This is a genomic window from Idiomarina seosinensis, from assembly GCF_003987275.1.
GTDB classification, from domain to species: Bacteria; Pseudomonadota; Gammaproteobacteria; order Enterobacterales; family Alteromonadaceae; genus Idiomarina; species Idiomarina seosinensis.
Genome location: NZ_PIQF01000001.1, coordinates 14,658 through 34,487, shown reverse-complemented (window position 1 = coordinate 34,487; position 19,830 = coordinate 14,658). Strand labels below are relative to the sequence as shown.

At 45.8% G+C, this 19,830-nt stretch carries 18 protein-coding genes; 3 read left to right on the top strand and 15 right to left on the bottom strand.

Annotated features, from left to right (window positions below; genetic code table 11):
- Nucleotides 1–42: 42 nt before the first annotated feature.
- The 14 genes from CWI81_RS00135 to CWI81_RS00070 form a co-directional block, all read right to left on the bottom strand.
- Complete coding sequence (locus tag CWI81_RS00135) at nt 43–1,011, bottom strand: hypothetical protein (RefSeq protein WP_126783223.1); 969 nt, start codon at nt 1,009–1,011, stop codon at nt 43–45.
- A 7-nt stretch (nt 1,012–1,018) separates the two neighbouring features.
- The gene (locus tag CWI81_RS00130) at nt 1,019–2,146 is read right to left on the bottom strand and encodes a glycosyltransferase family 4 protein (RefSeq protein WP_126783222.1); all 1,128 of its coding nucleotides are present in this window, start codon (nt 2,144–2,146) and stop codon (nt 1,019–1,021) included.
- 69 nt (nt 2,147–2,215) lie between these two features.
- Nucleotides 2,216–3,184, bottom strand: a complete 969-nt coding sequence (locus CWI81_RS00125) for a glycosyltransferase family 2 protein (protein WP_198678626.1) — start codon at nt 3,182–3,184, stop codon at nt 2,216–2,218.
- Between the two features lie 5 nt (nt 3,185–3,189).
- Complete coding sequence (locus tag CWI81_RS00120; protein WP_126783221.1) at nt 3,190–4,008, bottom strand: sulfotransferase family 2 domain-containing protein; 819 nt, start codon at nt 4,006–4,008, stop codon at nt 3,190–3,192.
- Nucleotides 4,009–4,016: 8 nt separating this feature from the next.
- Complete coding sequence (locus tag CWI81_RS00115) at nt 4,017–5,345, bottom strand: oligosaccharide flippase family protein (protein ID WP_126783220.1); 1,329 nt, start codon at nt 5,343–5,345, stop codon at nt 4,017–4,019.
- Between the two features lie 46 nt (nt 5,346–5,391).
- Nucleotides 5,392–5,934: a dTDP-4-dehydrorhamnose 3,5-epimerase gene (rfbC, locus tag CWI81_RS00110; protein ID WP_126783219.1), complete on the bottom strand. Its 543-nt coding sequence runs from the start codon at nt 5,932–5,934 to the stop codon at nt 5,392–5,394.
- Between the two features lie 9 nt (nt 5,935–5,943).
- Complete coding sequence (gene rfbA / locus CWI81_RS00105) at nt 5,944–6,813, bottom strand: glucose-1-phosphate thymidylyltransferase RfbA (protein ID WP_126783218.1); 870 nt, start codon at nt 6,811–6,813, stop codon at nt 5,944–5,946.
- Entirely contained in the window at nt 6,810–7,679 is an 870-nt protein-coding gene (rfbD, locus tag CWI81_RS00100; protein ID WP_126783217.1) for a dTDP-4-dehydrorhamnose reductase, read from the bottom strand. Before rfbD ends, rfbA begins: the two co-directional genes overlap by 4 nt.
- Nucleotides 7,680–7,681: 2 nt before the next feature.
- Nucleotides 7,682–8,752 carry a dTDP-glucose 4,6-dehydratase gene (rfbB, locus tag CWI81_RS00095; RefSeq protein WP_126783216.1) on the bottom strand — a complete coding sequence of 357 codons (1,071 nt, stop codon included), beginning with the start codon at nt 8,750–8,752 and terminating at the stop codon, nt 7,682–7,684.
- Between the two features lies 1 nt (nt 8,753).
- Nucleotides 8,754–9,713 carry a Wzz/FepE/Etk N-terminal domain-containing protein gene (locus CWI81_RS00090; protein ID WP_126783215.1) on the bottom strand — a complete coding sequence of 320 codons (960 nt, stop codon included), beginning with the start codon at nt 9,711–9,713 and terminating at the stop codon, nt 8,754–8,756.
- 331 nt (nt 9,714–10,044) lie between these two features.
- On the bottom strand, nt 10,045–12,225 hold the full coding sequence (locus CWI81_RS00085) for a YjbH domain-containing protein (protein ID WP_126783214.1): 2,181 nt from the start codon (nt 12,223–12,225) through the stop codon (nt 10,045–10,047).
- The gene (locus CWI81_RS00080) at nt 12,222–13,094 is read right to left on the bottom strand and encodes a capsule biosynthesis GfcC family protein (protein ID WP_126783213.1); all 873 of its coding nucleotides are present in this window, start codon (nt 13,092–13,094) and stop codon (nt 12,222–12,224) included. Before CWI81_RS00080 ends, CWI81_RS00085 begins: the two co-directional genes overlap by 4 nt.
- Complete coding sequence (locus tag CWI81_RS00075; RefSeq protein WP_126783212.1) at nt 13,094–13,876, bottom strand: YjbF family lipoprotein; 783 nt, start codon at nt 13,874–13,876, stop codon at nt 13,094–13,096. The genes CWI81_RS00080 and CWI81_RS00075 overlap by 1 nt, the downstream gene beginning before the upstream one ends.
- Before the next feature lie 121 nt (nt 13,877–13,997).
- Nucleotides 13,998–14,345: a hypothetical protein gene (locus CWI81_RS00070; protein WP_126783211.1), complete on the bottom strand. Its 348-nt coding sequence runs from the start codon at nt 14,343–14,345 to the stop codon at nt 13,998–14,000.
- A 229-nt stretch (nt 14,346–14,574) separates the two neighbouring features.
- Here CWI81_RS00070 and CWI81_RS00065 point away from each other — a divergent pair, with 229 nt between their 5' ends.
- Entirely contained in the window at nt 14,575–17,142 is a 2,568-nt protein-coding gene (locus CWI81_RS00065) for an SLBB domain-containing protein (protein ID WP_241970306.1), read from the top strand.
- 1 nt (nt 17,143) lies between these two features.
- Nucleotides 17,144–18,322, top strand: coding sequence for a hypothetical protein (locus CWI81_RS00060; protein ID WP_126783210.1), 1,179 nt, complete (start codon nt 17,144–17,146; stop codon nt 18,320–18,322).
- Between the two features lie 250 nt (nt 18,323–18,572).
- Here CWI81_RS00060 and CWI81_RS00055 read toward each other — a convergent pair whose 3' ends face one another.
- A complete protein-coding gene (locus CWI81_RS00055; protein WP_126783209.1) occupies nt 18,573–19,073 on the bottom strand; it encodes a hypothetical protein in 501 nt (166 codons plus the stop codon).
- Between the two features lie 368 nt (nt 19,074–19,441).
- Here CWI81_RS00055 and CWI81_RS00050 point away from each other — a divergent pair, with 368 nt between their 5' ends.
- On the top strand, nt 19,442–19,795 hold the full coding sequence (locus CWI81_RS00050; protein ID WP_126783208.1) for a four helix bundle protein: 354 nt from the start codon (nt 19,442–19,444) through the stop codon (nt 19,793–19,795).
- Nucleotides 19,796–19,830: the final 35 nt, after the last annotated feature.

Genomic DNA, 19,830 nt, shown 5'->3' with positions numbered 1-19,830 from the left:
GTTATTTGTTAGTTGAACCAGCGCGATAACAACTAGCCTGAATCAACAAGGGTTATTCGAGCCACATTGTACAACGTTAAAAACATAATCAATCAAATTTAAGAAGTAATATGCACTAGTAATAAAGAAACCAAAGTTGAGCCCGCCCCTTGTCTGAACGCAGTAATACAAGAAAACAAAGTACCCTAAAACGTTTATTCTCATTCCGCCTACAAGCGAAACCATAATAAAAAGAATAGAAAAAATAATAACAACTTTCCCTAACTCCTTTCGTCCATAAAAAAGAGTCAGAACAAAAAAAAGTGTTAACCGAAGAAACTCATCGACTGATAAGCTGACGCTATAAGCTCTTAACTTATAACTAATATGTCCATAGAAAAAATATAACGCCAAGACAAAACAAACAATAACAAACAAAAACATAAAAACTGCTTTTTTTGAAACCTTCAGTCTCAGGAAAAGCTTCGAAACATCAGAGTAATATTTACCTAAAACAAATATTATAACGACTATAATGTTTTGTAAGTGTGTAACGACCGACAAAAAAAATGCTACTAAAGAACTAAATTTACTTCTATTTAGATAGAGAAAAAAGCCTAGCAGTATAAATAGCGTAGATACTTTCAGTCGCTCAGCCGAAAGAAAAAGACTCCAAGAATAATACCCCAACACCACAGCAATAAATATAACAAAGAAATTTGCACCTTTATTTTTCAATAACCATGATGCTAAGTACGCAACCACACCATTAAGAAAGGACATTAAAACGTCTTTTTCGGCGAAGGAGCTAAAAAGCCAAATAACTAAAAAATGACCAAACTCATCAGTGTATATATTTGCCTTGTAAAAGCTAAATGCCTCAATAAAAGGCTTTTCCTGAATTCCTTTATATACGAGCCTATATATTTCTTGATCTTCATAAAGGTAATAAGGAGATAAAAGCAGACTTAAGATGAAGACTAATAGAGCTATAGAAAAACATAGCCAGCTGTTAAGTGAAGCTCTTTTCATTTACTATCTACTGCTGCTTTAACAAAGCAGAACTCAAGCGGCCCCACGAAAAGCGAGTTCTCAATTTATCGAATTCACTAGCTGGTGCATACCAATCTTCTAATATCAAGGAAATGAATTCACTTTTAGTTGAAGCGTACTTTACAAGGTTAGGAGTATCCTCAAATATCTCTTTGGTAGCTGTTTTTACACTCTCACCTTCATACACGTCATCCAAAGCTAAAACCTTAACGCTAGAAAACGCAGCCTCTAGCAGTACTTGGCCAAAAGGTTCATAAATAGACGTAAAAAGGAAAAAATCCGCTAACGAATAAAATCGTTCTGGTGTCTTTGAGCTTCCAAGGAGTTTCACTCTATCCGAGACACCTAAAGAAATAGCATAACTTAATAAATAACTTTCCTCTGGTCCGGAGCCAACGATTAGTAACTTAAAGTCATCTGGAAGTTCTGATGTGACTAAAATTGCTTTCTCAAAAGACTTCATTCGATTGAGCCTTCCTACACATAGCAAGACCCTATCACTAGCACTAATGTCTAACTCTCGGGCTAGTTCTTCATCCCTTGCTCGGGGTTGAAACCTATCTGAGTCACAACCTGCGTTCACCTTGGTAGGAGAACAACCAGGAGATAATCTTTTCACCTGGTCAAACATGCTCCCGCTAAAAACACAGACTCTATTGGATAATCGAAATGCCAACTTTTGCAAATAGTTACTGTATAAGACTCGCAAATTAGAAGATGAGCTATTCCCTGCCTTTTCATGAAGTGACGCAATTCCCGGTACCAAATATACAACTTTAAACCCAACAAGCGATGCCAATATCGTGGTCACATGACTTCTTGAAACAACCGCATCAAAAGAATTAGTTATCTGTATCCGAAGCAACAAGAAAAAACAAGTTAACCAATAGAGCTTCAATGGCCACATTCTAAATCTGATAATTTCAGCATCAAACATTTTGCCATACTTTGGATATCGATAACCTGTATCATCCACAACATCGCCACAAACTACTGTAACTTCATTCCCTTGTTTTTTATACTCGCTGATTAAATGAACTAAGCTATTTTCAACCCCACCTATACGAGGGTAAAAAGAAGTATTAATCAACAAGATTTTTTTTCTGTTTTTCATAGTATAATAAATTACCAAATGGACGTCCGTTAAACCAAGCCTTCTTTAAGAAGAATTATTAAGAAATGATTAACCATATATATCCCTAATGTACGACTTAATTCCATTTGAATTTTTGTATCCGCCATTCATTAATATCCTTGAAGCAGTAAAAAGCCTAAGAAAAAAAGGTTTTTGTTTAGCATTTAATCGACGTATTTGATGGTTAAGACGCACTTCAACTGACTTAGAAAAATCTTTCAACTGATTATTATAACTCTTGTTTGAACTCTTTAGAGCTCTATCAATTCCTTGTAACAAAATTTCCAATTGCTCTATATTTCTAATGTCAGAGTCAACAACACCTTTACGCAATTTCCTAAATGAGTTTAAGAGAACGTCCAACTTTGTTACTGGTACAGTTCTGTTTGCAATAAATTGAGACTCATTAGACCCGTGTCGACGATAGTATTGCAATACCTTTCCACACACAAATTTAGACTTCAATCCATCAGCAAAAGCTACCACCCAGTTATCGTGTCCAGCGACTCCTTGAGGTATAGGCAAACATAAATCGAGTAATTCACGGCGAATGGCACAACAACAACCCATAACAAATCGTTCATGCCCTAAACCTAGTGACTTCATTTGTCCAAGTTTAGTTAGACCTACAGAGTTCAACGTTCCATCCGTAAGTTCAGCATCATTCATTATCGCTAATACGCCAGGCTTTTTACTGGCAGTCTTGCATACATACTCTATTTTTTCAGGAAACCAGACGTCATCCTGATCACTTAGAAATATGATATCGCCTGTAGTCTTCAACAAAGACTCATTGAAATTACCACAATATCCAAGTTTTTTTTGATTACGATAAAACTTTACTCCAAAAGGAACCTTTTTAGCAAACTCTCTAACAATAGCTTCAGTTTCATCTGTAGAACAGTCGTCTGTAATAATCAACTCATCGGGCTGACGAGTTTGTTCGGCGAAACTTTGCAACTGTTCTTTTATGTACTTAGCCCCATTATAAGTAGCCATAGCTATAGAAATTCTCATAGAGCTTAGACCTTTTTTTGTTTCATTAATTGTCGGTATAGACTAATATCTTCAGCGTAAAAATCCTTAATAAAATCGAGTACGTAATCACTGGAAAACAAGCTATTCATTCTTTTGTCTTGAGGAACATAAACTGTTTTTCGTGCCTTCTCTTTCAAGTTTTGTGGCAAAGCTTTAACAAGGCCATTGGTTAAAGGTCTTGTACTTTCGATCAACCACTGAAAAAGATTATTACGGAACACTAAAGAAGAGTTTGCGTGCGGCCCTGAACTTGTACGTCCACTATTATTCTCTAAAGGTTTACCTATCCGCTGCTCAAATTCTTTCAGTAGAACTCCGATATTATCGACCGTAAAAAGGGTGTCGATAACTCGCTTACCATCTAACTCTATAAAATCAATTTGTCTCTGAAAGTGAATAAATTCAGGAGGTAAAAGCTCTTTATCTGATTCTGTACGTTTCAGGAAGTCGATACTTTCGTGAATAGCAGCCTTAATATCTTTTTCTTCACACTTATGTATTGGCTTATTGCTATACATTTTCAAGCGTTGGGATACGGAAGATCCGAACCTCTTAAAAGGATCTCGTACAACTGCAAAAGACCAATAGCTTTCTACCTGTGTAAATTCCGCAGGAAAGAACTCCTTTAAGATGAAAAGGGGTATATGCACATAATCCAAATTACCTAACTTTGGATGAATATCGACCCGGCTAGTGTGCCTACCATCTAAATCATCAAATTCCTGCAAAACCTTTCTAACGCTAGTACCTGCACACTTAGGTATATGAATAAACGCAAAACGATGCGAATGATTTATAATCATGAATTTTCTCAGAAAATTGATGGGCGAAAACGGAACCGTTTAACAAAGTAAAAAGCCAAACTTACGTTCCAAGTAACCAAGCCTATGCTAACAGCCAAAGCAGCTCCTACCGCTCCCATAGAAGGAATAAGAGTGATAGTCATTGTAACACTAACTAGTAACGCGATAACCTGACCGATTAAAGTATCCTTTTCATGACCAGACATAGTTAGGAATAGGCCTACCGAACCAAATCCAACATTAATCAACTGGCCCACAGCAAGAATAGCCAATGGCCATTTAGCTATACTTTCGTACTCAGCGCCGAAAATAAGATTGATTAAAGGTCCGCTAAAAAAAATCATAGGTAACGCTAAAGGAAGAGAAATAGCTAACGCCATGCGTGCTGATTTTTTAGAGAGCTTTTGGAGACGCTCCCAATCATCAGCTTGGTGAGCTCTAGTGATGTGAGGCCCAATTACTAGATTAATAATTGTTAAAGATAACACAACTAACAATGCACCACTTTGGGCAACACGAAAAGCCCCCGCTGCTTCGTCCATACCTAGCAAGCCTAAAGCTAAAATGCCGATTTCTCCGTTAAGAGTAGCAACAATAGCCAACATCACAAACGGCGGTAAAGACTTCAACCATATCCTAGTCTGATAACGCGGTGCTTCGTTCTTTAATTCTTTAGGGCGCACTCTTCGCAACAACCAAGTCCCTATAATAAAAGCCAATAGAACTGAACATATTTGGCTGACTATAGCGGTTGTTGGAGTTAATACCCCAATCATAAGCAAAACAATTGCAATAATGAAATGCAAGCAAGTCCTGACAACTAAATCTGGTAACTGAGCACTAATAACATGTCGCAGGCCTCGTAATATACTAGTTCTTAAGAAGTTCAATGCCAGCAAAGGCAATAACAAACTTCCTATTAATAGAAGCCCCCCCGACTCCTCCGTTCCCTGACTTGGTTTAAGATAAACCCAAGCGGCTATAAATAGCATCAAAACTATCGACCCTATTAAGGCCCATTGGTGAGCTCTACGTATTAACCCGCGGAGAACCGCCCATTGCGAGCTATACTGAAGCTTCGAAACCTCCCTAGTTAATAACTGCCCAAGACCAGGGCCAATAGGAAGAACCAGCACATTTATAACTGCCATCACGAAAGCGTACTGCCCTAACCCCTCAGGACCAAGGCCTCTAGCTAATATAATTGACGTCAACAGTGTTAAAGGCAATGCGCAAAGCTTTAAGAATCCGACACCTAGACCTCCCTTTAACAACTGGCCTCGAAAGCTTTCGTCCGCTTTTAATAGTTGTAATCTACTTAAAATAAAATTTTTCATTATTTAAAGTGTTAGAAGAGTGAAGTTAAAGGAAGGAAAGCTCATTTTAAAGTTCAGCATCAGAAAAGTTCACACCTTTATTATCTTTGTTAGAGACTAAGGGTTCGTCGCTATTATTTAATGGCCAGTTTATATCCAACGTTTTATCTGCCCAATGAATTGATTTCTCGTATTCTGGCGCATAAAAATCCGTACACTTATACTGAAAATCAGCGGTATCACTTACCACTAAAAAACCATGAGCGAAACCAGGTGGCACCCATAGCATGCGACTATTTTCTTCCGAGAGATATTCTCCAACCCATTGCCCAAATGTCGGTGAGTCCTTACGAAGATCGACAGCAACATCAAATACTTCACCATGCGTCACTCGCACTAACTTTCCCTGGGGTTGTTTAATTTGGTAGTGCAATCCGCGCAGCGTGTTTTTAACAGAACGACTATGGTTATCTTGCACGAATTTACTGTCGATGCCAGCTTCACTAAATACCTTTTCATTCCATGTTTCCATGAAAAAACCACGCTCATCACCAAATACTTTTGGCTCAATAAGTTGTACATCTGGAATTCTTGTTTTTATAGTTTTCATAGGCTTGGCTTATTTTTTACTCGCTAGCTTTTTAAGATATGCACCATAGCTGTTCTTTTTCAGATTTTCCGCTTCTTCAAGCAGCTTATCTTTTCCGATAAAACCCATTCGATAAGCTATTTCTTCTAAACACGCTATTTTCAAGCCTTGCCGCTTTTCTAAGGTTTCAATAAAACTAGATGCTTCGTGGAGAGAATCAAAGGTTCCAGTATCAAGCCAAGCGTAACCTCGGCCTAAAAGTTCAACATTTAAATCACCACGTTCTAAATACGCTTTATTTACACTGGTTATTTCCAGCTCACCTCTTTCAGAAGGCTTCACTTCTTTCGCAATTTCGACTACATCATTGTCGTAAAAATATAGACCTGTTACCGCAAAGTCCGACTTTGGTTTTTCTGGCTTTTCCTCTATAGAAATAGCTCGTTGCTGTTCGTCAAACTCAACGACACCGAAACGCTCAGGGTCGGTTACTTGGTAGCCAAATACAGTAGCCCCTTTATCTCGCTGAGCGGCGCTTTGTAATAGATTACTGAAACCTTGACCATAATAAATGTTGTCGCCAAGCACTAAGCAAACACTGTCATCACCAATAAATTCTTCGCCAATGATAAAGGCTTGAGCCAGGCCATCAGGGCTTGACTGCACTGCATAGTCTAAGTTGATACCCCACTGGCTGCCATCGCCTAAAAGGCGCTTGAAGCCATCTTGATCTTCTAGAGTCGTAATTAAAAGAATATCTTTAATACCAGCAAGCATTAACACTGACAGTGGATAGTAGATCATCGGTTTGTCGTAAACTGGCAATAGCTGTTTTGAAATACCACGTGTTATCGGATACAAACGTGTACCGGAACCTCCGGCTAAGACAATTCCTTTCATTTTCTCTCCAAATATTCTTCTAACGTATCGGATAATTCATCTTTCCAACTCGGCAGAGTTATGTCGAGAGCACTTTCCAGCTTTGAAGTATTCATTCTTGAGTTTAGGGGACGTTTCGCCGGAGTTGGATAGTCTTCCGTTGGAATAGCGTTCATTCTTTCTATTGAGGAGTTAAAGTTCAGCACCTCCACTTGATTAAATATGGCTTTAGCGAACTGATACCAGCTGATATGACCTTTTGCTGCTAGATTATAAACACCGGCCTGTAGATTACTGCGCAGTGCAAGTACTGTAGTTTGAGCTATGAGCCTGGCCGTTGTCGGTGAGCCAACTTGATCATTAATAATGCTAAGTTCTTTTTTAGATTCAGCTAACCTCAACATTGTTTTCATAAAGTTGTTTCGGCGCGCACTGTATACCCAACTCGTTCTAAATATCAGGTAATCTGACCCACTATCTACTATCGTTTGGTCCCCATCATGCTTGGTCATCCCATAATAATTGAGTGGGTTAGTTTCGCTTTCTTCTGACCACGCTTGAGTTCCTGTACCGGGGTACACATAATCACTACTATAATGAACTAGTTTACTACCAACCGCTTTTGCGCAATTCGCTAGTAACCTTGGAAGCTCAGCATTCAGTTTGTATGCTAATTCTTTCTCTGTTTCTGCAGCATCTACGTTCGTCCATGCTGCCGCATTCACAATGACATTGGGTTTTGTTTTATTTACAAAGTCGCTAACAGCATCTGAGTCCGACAAGTCTAACTCTTGTCTATTTGGTGCCGCAATTTGGCCAAGTGGAGATAACGCCCGCTTGAGCTCGAAGCCTACTTGACCTGATTTACCTAGTAACAAAATTTTCATGGTTAAGAACTCGCCCCTAAACGCTCTCGCTGATAACTACCGTCCTGCACTCGCTGGCACCATTCCTGATTATCCAGGTACCATTCCACGGTCTTGCGTATGCCTGACTCGAATGTCTCTTCTGGTACCCAGCCTAAGTCATTCTTGATTTTGGTAGAATCTATCGCGTAGCGCATATCGTGACCTGGGCGATCATCTACGTAGCTTATCAACTCTTTATACGACGTATTATTTGGTACTAACTCGTCGAGTATTTCACAAATAGTGGTCACCACTTCAATGTTTTCCTTTTCGTTATGACCACCAATGTTGTAGGTTTCACCCACTTTGCCTTCGGCTGCCACGGTCACTAGTGCCCGTGCATGGTCTTCGACGTATAGCCAATCGCGTATCTGGTCCCCTTTGCCGTAAACAGGCAGTGGTTTACCGTCTAACGCATTTAAGATCATTAGCGGAATAAGCTTTTCAGGGAAGTGATATGGCCCGTAGTTGTTTGAGCAGTTGGTAATAACCGTCGGCAGGTTATACGTACGATGCCATGCTCTGACTATGTGGTCACTGCTGGCTTTTGAAGCGCTGTAAGGTGAGCTAGGCTTGTACGCGGTGGTTTCAATGAATAACGGTAGTTCGCCTTCATGCGTATCTGGGTGAGGTAAGTCACCATACACCTCGTCGGTCGATATATGATGAAATTTAAAAACGGCTTTTTTGCTTTCCGGCAAGCTCTGCCAGTACGCTCTTGTCTGCTCTAATAGCGTGTAGGTACCAATAATGTTGGTTTGCATGAATTCGCCAGGGCCATCAATGGAGCGGTCCACGTGTGATTCAGCAGCCAAATGCATGACAACGTCAGGGTGATGATCTTCGAATATACGTTTGACTTCGTTTGCATCGCAAATATCAACTTGTTCAAAAGCATACCGATCACTGCCACTGACTGATGCCAGGCTTTCAAGGTTGCCTGCGTAGGTTAGCTTGTCGACATTAACTACACTGTTGTTCGTTTCATTTATTAGGTGGCGAATAACGGCTGAACCAATAAAACCGGCACCACCGGTCACAAGAATTTTCATACTACTTTTCTTCTTTTCTGAATATGTTTCTAATTAAAACAAAGCCAACACTTAGGAACCCACCTAGGAATGTTCCAATAATGCAAATTAGAGCTCTTGAAGGTTTCGCTTTTTGTTCCGGGACTACAGCAGGGTCAAGTACCTGAAAAATATACTCAGGCCTTACATTGGCTAACATAATGGTTTGGGTTTGCTTTTCTATCAGCTGATAGAAAACCTGCTGCATATTGCTGAGAGAGGTGTCTTGCAGCTCATTGTTTAAATACTCAAGACTTCGCTGTGCTTCTTTAATATCTCGGTTGCGCATGTGGTTGTTTACATCCGTCACTAACCATTCCACCCATTGTTTGGCAACTTCGGGTGATTGATGATTAATCGAAACATTGACTAATCCTGTCTCCTGATCACTAGTCACAGACATTAGTTCCCGGAATGTTTTTACGTATTCCCAGCTGGTTGGTTTGGGTTGTTTAGGGGGTTCTACTTCGCGTACCCATTCATTGGTTTCTGGGTTATACACTTCAGTGTTGTATGTTAATCCGCTACTAGGGGACCAACTCTCTACGGCCATCAGCTCCGGCAGTATTTTGTATTTTTTTACGAAGTCCGTCAAAAAGGAACGAGACTTAAGCACTTCGATAGCCATCGTGGTTTTATCAGTACCTGATTTGCCGATATTAACGCCGGCTAAGCTCGCGAGTCCACCGAGTTGACCTGCCATACCCGATAAGCCGCCGCCGGATGCTTCTTCGGTCGGCGCTAGTGTGGCTTCAGATTGGTAAATATTAGGCAGGCTTAGCGAGTAAATGACAGAGCCTACAGCAAATACGAAAGTTATGGCGATGATCCACCATTTGCCTTGCCAGATGATGCCGAACAGTTCGCGGAGATCGATTTCGTCGTCTGCGGGGTCCGGCTGTTGGTATGTTGGGGGTGTGTAGTTTTTTTGGTTTTGGTTCATTGCTTTTTTCTTTTTGCTTGCGTCAGGGACGCAAGTTACGAGTTTTGTATTGCTTGCGTCGGGGACGCAAGGTACGGATTTTGTATTGCTTGCATCGGGGACGCAAGGTACGGGTTTTGTATTGCTTGCGTTAGGGACGCAAGTTACGGATTCTTTATTAGCGCAAGATACGACATTAGGCGCTTTTGGGTACGCTACCGCCCCTGGGTTGCGGTTCCCACGGTCCGGTTTGGTTGTTTGTTTAACAAATTTTTAGCAAGCGTGTATTCTATCGCAGTCAGGATTGTTGCTGCAATCACTGTTATGTCATATTTGTGCAAATTATGCGCGGTTAGTGCTGGTATAGCTCCGACTCCGAGTAGTAGCGGCCACGGGCTTCGGTTATGCCGTATAGCTGACGTGAGCGGTACAACATTTGGCCACCGTCACGGGTGAGTGGCGTCCAGCCAAAGGCTGCGCGGCCTGAGCTATCATGTATTTGTAATAAGTCAAACGGAATGCTCAGGTAAAAGCCTTTGGTAAAGCTTCCTTCACCGTATTCTTCCGCGGATACGTCGGTGCGCGCTGCGTAGGCGCCGACGATCATGCCGCTATCAAATTTCTTTTCGACACTAAACTGCGCCCCGACATCTTGCGCTAAAAAGCGGCCCGCGGCTACTTTTAACAGCACATCATCCACGTAAGGTACTTTTAAATACCCCGTAACATGTCCGGTTACTGTGTCGTAGTCGCGCATGCCAAAATGGTTCTCAAAGCTGCGCTGCTTGGCGTAGTTAACATCAACGCCAACAGCCCAGCCCTTATCTAACGGACGGTATAATAGCTCACTGCCCATGCCAGCGTACATACGTTCGAAGTAACCGCCATAAACCGAGGCATACCAGTCTTTATGCAGCTGTTTGACATAGGTTGCCTGCAACTTTTCCAGCCAGATATCCGACTGGGTGACGTATTCCCGAATGTAGGTTCTTACCCGTGGTAACTTTTGCTCTTCGCCTGGTACTAAAAAGTTAAACTTGTCGTAGTTGGTCAGAACGTTAAACGCCAGTGTGCCGTCCACCCATACGTTAGGGCTTAGCTGCCAGTCCATCTGCAGATCAAACCGCAACTGATACATATAAAAGTTTTCTGGGTTACCAAAGCTTTGAGTTAACAGTGGCCGTCCGCCAAAATCTGGCCAGCCTAATTTAAATTCATTGTCGTGAAGGCTGTAGCCTGATTCTGTATTATCTGTTGCACTGGTTATTGCGCTCGGCTCGTGCAATGACATCAGTTCGTTGTCATCTGCCTGCAGGTGACTTTGCAGCAGCTGTGCTTCCAGTTGCTCTGCATCTACCCGCGTTTCCGCCAGTGGCATACCCAGCACCTTATCAACAAACCGATATTCTTTAATCGATTCCGGCAGCGTCGTTAATAATACCCGCGACGAACGATCTAATGCTTCAAGTTGGTCACGGTAGCCACCCGGGTAGCCTTCGGTGGTCAGTGTGGTGCCATCTTCTGACACGCTGATAGTCTGAGCCCCCCAGCCACCTTCTTTAGCGAGGTCACGCCGCAATTTATTGCTGTCAACGGCATCGATGCTAGCAGCGCGTTGTGCAATATCCCGCGCATCGCGTTTGCGCGGGCGGTCTTTGTACTGGCTTACGTCGTTAAAGTTCATACGCAGATTCACACCAAACATAAAGGTGTTTCCGCGTTCATAGCTTAACTGCAGGTTTAGATTATCGGCTGCCCGGTAATGCAAGCCCACATTAACCGGACTGTCCACTTCAATATTAGTACCCGAAGGGTCATTACTGTAATCGTTGCCGTCGTATTCGACCTTTACACTTAACGGCTGCCAGGGGGTTTGGTATTCAACCCCGGCAAAAACCGACGTTTCGCCACGGAACCATTTGTCGGTCTCGAACGAACCGCCGCGGTCATTAAAACCACCGTCCCGCTGACAAAAGTCATCACTGACCTCGCACAGCGGATTACTGATATTATCGCGCTGGCCTAAATAGCCCCAGCCCATACCCAGGGTAAAGTCAAAGTCGCCCCAACGTTTGCTGGCTGCCACATATTCTCCGGCAAACAGACCCGTGCCTGCCATATCCCGCAACCCCACGCTTATTTCCGGCCAGTAAAGTGATTCGTCCAGTAGTCGTAATTTAACGTCAAGGCCGCGATCTTTATAGGTTTGATCCCCACTAAACCCCGGAAACGGACTGTAACGACGAGTCCGGATATCATTATAGCGAATGGTGGTTTCCAGCCATGGGAATAACTGCAGGCTAAGCGCCATTCGACGGTATTCTTCGTTATCTGAATACAAAAAGGTAAATTCACCGGCCCGATTCATCCGCCCGTTTGGCATTTGCAATAACCCGGCACCGCCAAAATCACTTTGTGTCGGCTGATGGTAAAGCGCGTCGCTAATTTCCTGTGCACTAGCCGATTGGCTAGAAGCCGCCAGAGCAACGACTGACGCAACCAAGGTCGGAACTAACGTTTTGCAGTACTTCATAATGGCATCACCCGGAATTTTAACAGCTCAACCAGTTGGCGATTTAACTTGTCATGGCCTTTTAGCCCAACGAACAAGGTATCGCCGGTCCCCAACTCTGTGCTCGGCCAGCAATTAACGGCCTGCTCGTTGTCGATACTACGCAGCGGTCGTGTGCGACTGTGCGGGTAGCACTTGGCTGTTTGACCGCGATTAAAATAGGCGATGGGCAGTTCAGCGACATCACCGTTTTGCCGGATCAGCCAAGCTATATTGGGTTCAGCACCTTTCTGTAACGAGTGGGTTTCGATCGCCGTGTTGAGCTTTTCACCTGCGGTTATTAACGAGGGCTCGCTAAACAAGCCAACCAGTGCTGCCCTTCCCGCAGCGTCGGCTGGATACAGCGTTACGGTAAAGTCACTGCTAACATTCTCGTTCTGATTTACCGCGGGCTCTTGTAATACGGGGTTGTCCGCCCGCTGAGCGCGCTGTTCGTAATAGGGAATACCTAAAAAATAACTCGCCTGAAAGTCCGAACGACTGATAAGCTCGATCAGACGCGAGGCATTATTGGTCAGCTCGGCATTACCTTCATCAATCCCCCACTGTTTTAACTGATAGAGCTCTGCTAAAACCCGCTGCTTTTTCTCGTTCAATTGGTTTTGTAGTCTTGCGGAGCCCAGTTTAGAGCGCTGCCAGTCGACTGAGCGGGGATCCGCCACCAGCCGATTTAATAATTCACTGATGCGAATATTCGGTGGCAACTGATATTGCTGCGAACTGTTACTGGTTCTCAGATCCGTTACCTGAATACTGTTCTGCGGCTGTTGGCTATAAGCGGTTTGTGACAGTATCAGGCTGGCAACAAATAGGGTAAGTCGTTTTAACATTATTGAGACCCTTTTATGCGCTTAAGGCTGACGGTTTTTAATCGCGGTAAGCCGGGCACCAACTGCTGTTCGGTTTTTAATACCTCACCGGCGGCGCTATCAATTGCTATCCAATAAGCGTTATTGTACTGCCATTGGCTTGGTTTACCGTTCGCTGACAGCCCGTTACTGGTCACTGATTCTGTTACTTTTAAACTGTTCACCGTGTCGCCATTGGGTAGCTGAATCGATTGTTGTTGCAAATCGGTAATTTGACTTTTAATGCCGTAACGCTGCCGACCAAAATCCGTGGTAACCTCAGCAGTCGCCTGCCAGCTTTTGGCACAGCCATCGGTGTCTTGGGGTTTTGATGTCAGGCAATACAGCGGATCACCCTGCTCGCTTCGCAGGTTGACTAAGTCTTGTTTGATCACGTTAAGTTCACCCGCCAGATTACGGGTACCAACCATACGCCCATTTTCGGTTAGCAGGATATCGTCTTCGCCCGCTGCCCACTGATATTGCGGGCCACGATTTGCTAATTGGTTGTCAATAAAGGCCAGCATAACCACGGCACGAGGCTGCTCGCCAAACTGAGCATACTGTGCGGCATAAGGCAGTTGCTTGATTTGCTCGGAGGTTAGAGCAACATCGGGTTGGCCAAATAAGGTGTAGTCGACGGTATCGATCATGCTGTAGACGCGCGACCCACAACCACTGACGGCAACGGCGGTACTTAATAGCAGAATTGTTTTAGAAAGCTTTGTTTTAGAAAGTTCTTTAGCAATGCGAGGTAGCTGCATTTTGGGACCCTATGCCATAACCCTTGGCGTGATTTTATTCCTGTATCGTTATGCAGCGCTAGGATATAAAAAAAACCGCTGCGTGAACAGCGGTTTTTTACTTATTACGGCTTAACGGCAATTAACCGTTAGTCGACGTAGTGGTCGAGGTTGTGGTTGTGGTTGGACCACCACCATCGCCGTCGCCATCACCGTCTCCGTCACCATCACCGACTCCGGTATCCGAATCACCTTCGGTTGCGACTGCAACGCCAACGGCTACAGCACCAGCGATTGCTGCGGATGCAGCTATAGACAAGCTACCGATACCACCGGCTGCGGCACCACCTGCGGCACCACCTGCGGCACCACCAGCACCAGCACCAACACCACCACCACCACTTTGTTGTGGTAATGGCATAGGTTCAGCCAGTACTGGAGAAGCGGCTAGCATTGTTGCCGCGATTGCGGCTGCTAATTTCTTCATCATAATAAACACCTCTATGTGTTCGTAACTTTTACATTACTTTCTTGATTGGCCAATCACCCACGTTCTTGTGGTTGATTACTAGCCACGGTAGCTTCTGTCGCGTGTTTTTGCAAGCGATTTATTGGCTCCGTTCAGATGTTCTATAGACATCCTTTATATTGTGATTACAATAGGCGACTCACAAAGTAAAATATAGCATTATTGACTTCAATTTTGGGATCTCATTCGCATGCGAAATATGGTTAACCGCGGTATAAAAGCGGTCGTTAAAGGATTATTAATCACTCAGTGTATTGTTGGCGTTTCGCTAGCCGCAACGCCAAATGCAATGGCTCAGTCCATGCCCAGTCAGGCCCAGATTGAACAGCTTAAAAACCTACCGCCCGCGCAACAACGGGCGTTAGCGCGGCAGTACGGCATTGACTTAGACAGTTTAACCAGCTCGTCGTCCAGCTCCAGCTCAGACGATTTTCAGCGCGAAGATACGGTTAAGCCTCGCACTGTTGAACGAAACCAAAGTGAGGGAGAGCGGACCGGCGGCCGCAGTGACCAACAACGTGAGTCTGAAGAGCAGCTTAAATTTTTTGGTTATGACATTTTTGCCGGCGAGCCCTCAACCTTTGCGCCTATAGGCAATGCGCCAGTACCCGGCAGCTACCGCATTGGCCCGGGCGACACTATTCTTATCCAGCTTTATGGTAAAGAAAGCATTAATCACCAGTTAACCGTAAACCGTGAAGGTGTGATTACGGTGCCAGATTTGGGCCCACTAACCGTCACGGGTATGTCGTACGAAGAGCTCAAATCATTTATTAAAGACAAAGTCAGCAAGCGAATGATCGGCATGCAGGCGGCGGTGTCGATGGGCGAACTACGCAGCATGCAGGTTTTTGTGTTAGGCGAAGCCTATCAACCGGGCGCTTATACGGTCAGCTCGCTGACGACCATTAGCCAGGCATTAATTGCCGCCGGTGGCTTTTCGAACATTGGTTCTTTGCGTAACGTGCAACTTAAGCGCTCTGGCGAAACCATTGTTACCTTCGATGTTTACGACTTACTGATTGATGGTGACGGTAGTAAGGATCGTATTTTACAACCTGGTGACGCGGTATTTATTCCCCCTCGGGGCGGCTCGGTTAAAGTAAATGGCGAAGTATTGCGTCCTGCTATTTATGAGTTAAAGCAAGGCGAAACACTGGAAGATGCGATAGAACTTGCCGGAGGGGAACTGCCGTCGGCGTATTTGAAAGCCATTCAGCTGTACCGGGTTAAAGACAGCCAGCGTGTGCTACAAACTGTTGACGCAACGACCGACGAGGCTCTGCAACTAGCCGTTAAACAAGGTGATGAAATACGTGTGCCACGGATTTCTGAGGTGATTGATAATTCGGTTAAGATCACTGGTGCCGTAACCCGCTCCGGCAGCTACGAATGGTACCCTGGTTTATCCATCAGTGACTTTGTCACCAGCGTCACTCAGGATTTAATGCCGGATACAGACCTTAACTACGGTTTGCTCATCCGCGATGATGCCGATACCCGTGAGATTTCAGTGCTGCAGTTTAATCCGGGACTGGCGATTGATGGTGATGAAGAGCACAACCTAACCTTGCAGCCGCGTGATGAAGTGTTGTTCTTTAGCCGTTTCGAAAGAGAACAGAACCGTATCAATGCCGGGTTTTCTAAGTCTGTGAGTGGCGATGTTGATGCTGAAACAACCGCGCGATTTTCCCGTAGCCGCTTATTAGATTCAGTTATTGCTCGGCTGAGTGCCCAAGGTAGTGTGGATAACCAAGCCCAGTACATTCGGGTTTCTGGCGAGGTGCGCTACCCAGGCGAGTATCCGTTGGTGGTTAACGCTAATGTTAAGGATATGATTGCCGCCGCCGGTGGTTTGAAAGAATCTGCTTTCCTGGCCCGCGCCGAGGTAACTCGCACTACTATTGAAAATGGTGAAGCGCAGACCGAGTACTTGCCGTTTAATTTAGAGTCGGTGTTATCGGGTAACGAAACGATTGATGTTCAGGCACGCGATCGGCTCAATGTGTTTAGAATTCCGGAATGGTCGGACACTGTCGATGTTGAAATTGGTGGTGAGGTCAGATTCCCGGGAACATACGCGGTACGCCGTGGTGACACACTGCAGGACTTAATTAAACGCGCGGGTGGCTTTACCAAAAATGCCTTTATCGAAGGCTCTGTATTTACCCGCGAAGAGATTAAGTCGATTGAACGCGAGCGGATTAGTAGTTTGACCGAACGCCTGCGTCAGGAAATCGCCAGCCAGACCCTGACCGGCGACGGCAATAACATTAATTACGAGCAACTGACTCAATTACTTAACGATTTGCAGGACACCCAAGCGGTAGGACGCTTAATTATCGATATTCCGTCGGTAATTGCGGGCCGTTCTGATTACGATGTTGAACTAATGGACGGTGACCGGCTTATGGTGCCTTCACGCCGCAACATGGTGTCGATTGTTGGCGAAGTGCAAATGCCAAGCACCTACCGTTACGAGGAAGGCGTCGAGTTATCCCAGTACCTTAGCCGCAGCGGTGGTGTTAAGAAACGCGCCGACGACGAGGGCATTTATGTGATACGCGCTAACGGCTTAATCGAAACCGTTGAATCTCACGATAGCTGGTTCCGAAACAGCACGCTGGTGATGCAGCCGGGCGACACCATTGTTGTGCCACTGGATACGTCTTACAAAGACAGCTTAGACCTTTGGGTGAGCGGTACACAGATCGTCTATCAGATGGCGGTGGCCTTAGCAGCACTGAATAATATTTAATATGAAAAAACGTTTATCCTTTGCCATTGCCGTGCTGTTTAGCAGTGCGGCGCTGTCGACTCCCTGGCTTGCCGCTGATGATGCGCAGTTACGCCATGCATTGCAGGTATTGTCTAATGCCGGCGTTACGGTAACTCCCAGCGAGAACTTTCCGCTGATGTGGCATCAGATACACCGCCAGTTACTGCGGGTAGACGTCAATGATTTATCCGAAACCGAACTTGCCGCCTACGATAGGCTGTTTAATGCCGCTAACTTTGCCCGCGATGGCTACACCGGTGGTAAGTTGACGCTGCAGAATGACACAGGTTATCCACAGGGTTTTGCACAGGTTGAACGAGCCAAAGCCCACCTGGAACTGACCCGGGAGTTTCAGTCCGAGCATTACGCCGCGCGTTTGGTCACTAACTTTCGTCATGATGCTGTTGGAGCTTTAGGCGGTGAGGGTGACACTTTTAGCCTGGAGGGCACTTACTTAGCAGCGCGCGCCGGCCAATGGGCAGTATCGTTAGAGCAATTGCCATTGTGGTGGTCGCCATCGATGACCAACGACGGTCTGAATACGGTTTCTGCAACACCGTTACAAAAAGTCCGGTTAAGCGGCGGCGGAGATTCCGGTGTTGGCCGCTGGGACATTCAGGCGTTCGCAGGGCAGTCGGAAGATAAACTTGAGTCGATTAATGACCGTGAGAACGGTTACGGTTTTCGCGTTGCCCTGGCCCCGTCCGAGCACTGGCAGTACGCTGTGCAGTGGACGCGTTCGGATCTAGTCGAAAGCAAAGACAGTTACGCAGTATCCGCACGGGTGAGTCTTCCCGCACAGTTATCGGCCTACGGTTACCTGCGCCGCGAAGTCTACGACGACCGCTCGTTAGATAATAACGCGCGGGTATTGGGTGCGGATTATTCGTTCAGCGCATACGGCTTTATGTCGAAGGTGTTTGTTGAACGGTTTAGCAGTGACAACGTTGATTACAACGCGGTAGGACTGTCCGCATTTAGCGGCGATGGTCGTGGTATTGATATTCGGCTATCGGATAACGAGCGTAAGCGCGGTTCCGTTGAGGCGTATTACCCATTCGCCGGAGGCCGCGCCCGCATCGGTTTAAACGCCTGGAAAAACCCACAAGACGACAACGAATTCAGCGCCGCCCTGAGTTGGGAGATTCGCTGGCAGTAGCTTGGGCTTGCCTTTGGCTTCGCGGGGTGGGCTTGCCTTTGGCTGCGCGGCTTGGGACCTTTGGTCGGTGTGGGCTTCGCGGTATGGGGCCTTCGGCCGACGAGATGGGCGCTTCGCGCGGTATAGGCTTGCCTCCGGCTGCGCGGCGTGGGTTCGCTTCGCTCACGTAAAACACGAGCGTAGCGAGTCTGTCCCGCGCGAAGCGCCCAAGCCGGCCGAAGGCCCTAAACCGCAGAGCCCGTGGCGTAGCCTAGAATTTGTAAGTTATTCCAACCCGGAACTCATTATCAACACCGCTGAAGTTGCCACGAAAGCCAACATCGGCAGCAAAGTTCTGGTCGAAGTTGTAACGAACTTTCGCACCCACTGACGCATAGCCGTCTAATGCTGAGTCATAAGCAGCATCTAACATTGCCGTGGTTTGAGTACTAAGCCCAACCACCGTACCAACGCCGGCATAAGCACCGGTGTCATCAGAAGCACCAAAATCATAGTGGCTTATCCCACCTTTTAAGAACAACGGGCTGTTTGCCATCAGGTACTGACCACCGGCACGCAAGCCAACATCGCCGCTATCAAAAGCTTCGGCTTCGATAACCCAGTTCCGGTCCAGCTGACGCGAACCTTTTATGTAAAAGTCGGAGTCACCGAAGTCGTTATAACCACCGCTAACATAAGTGCGGTCTTCGGCGCTCGCTGTCGCCGCGATACTAACAGCCAAAATTGCGGTTAATCCAATTAACGTTTTCATCGTTCTACTCCCTTTTAAATACGTCCTTTTATTATGGCCCTTTTAGACAGTGCGGCTAGGGTTAGGGGCGTAAAGGTTTTGAAAAGTCTGGGGACTCGCTTCGCTCGTGGTTTGGGCGCTTCGCGCGGGATGGGCTTGCCTCCGGCTTCGCGGTATGGGTTCGCTTCGCTCACGTAAAACACGAGCGCAGCGAGTCTATCCCGCGAAGGCGAAGCCGAGCCCACACCGGCCAAAGGCCCCACACCGCGAAGCCGAAGGCAAGCCCACACCGGCCGAAGGCCCCACACCGCGAAGCCGAAGGCGAGCCCACACCGGCCAAAGGTTCCACACCGCGAAGCCGAAGGCGTAGCCAAAAACAAGGATGTTTTATGAATTACAAAAAGTTGAGGGTTTGGGAGTTATCACTAGCGAGTACGTTTATTATCATTGATGAGATAGAGCAGTGTCGGGTGTTTAGCTTTAACGATCAAATACTCCGCTCGTCGATCTCTGTACCTAGCAATATAGCTGAGGGCATGGTGCGCAGCACGCCGAAGCAACAACTGCAGTTTCTTAATTACGCTCGTGCATCAAATGCTGAGGTCGAAACTCAAGTTCTTATTGCTCGGCACGGCGGTTATTTCTCTGTAGCTTCGTGTGACACGCTGGCAAACAATTGTACTCGTGTTGGGGTAGGCTTATTTCGATTAATGCGAGAGGTTCGAGGGAGAGGAACGGCCTAGGCTCGCTTCGCTCGCGGTATGGGGCTGCGCCGGTG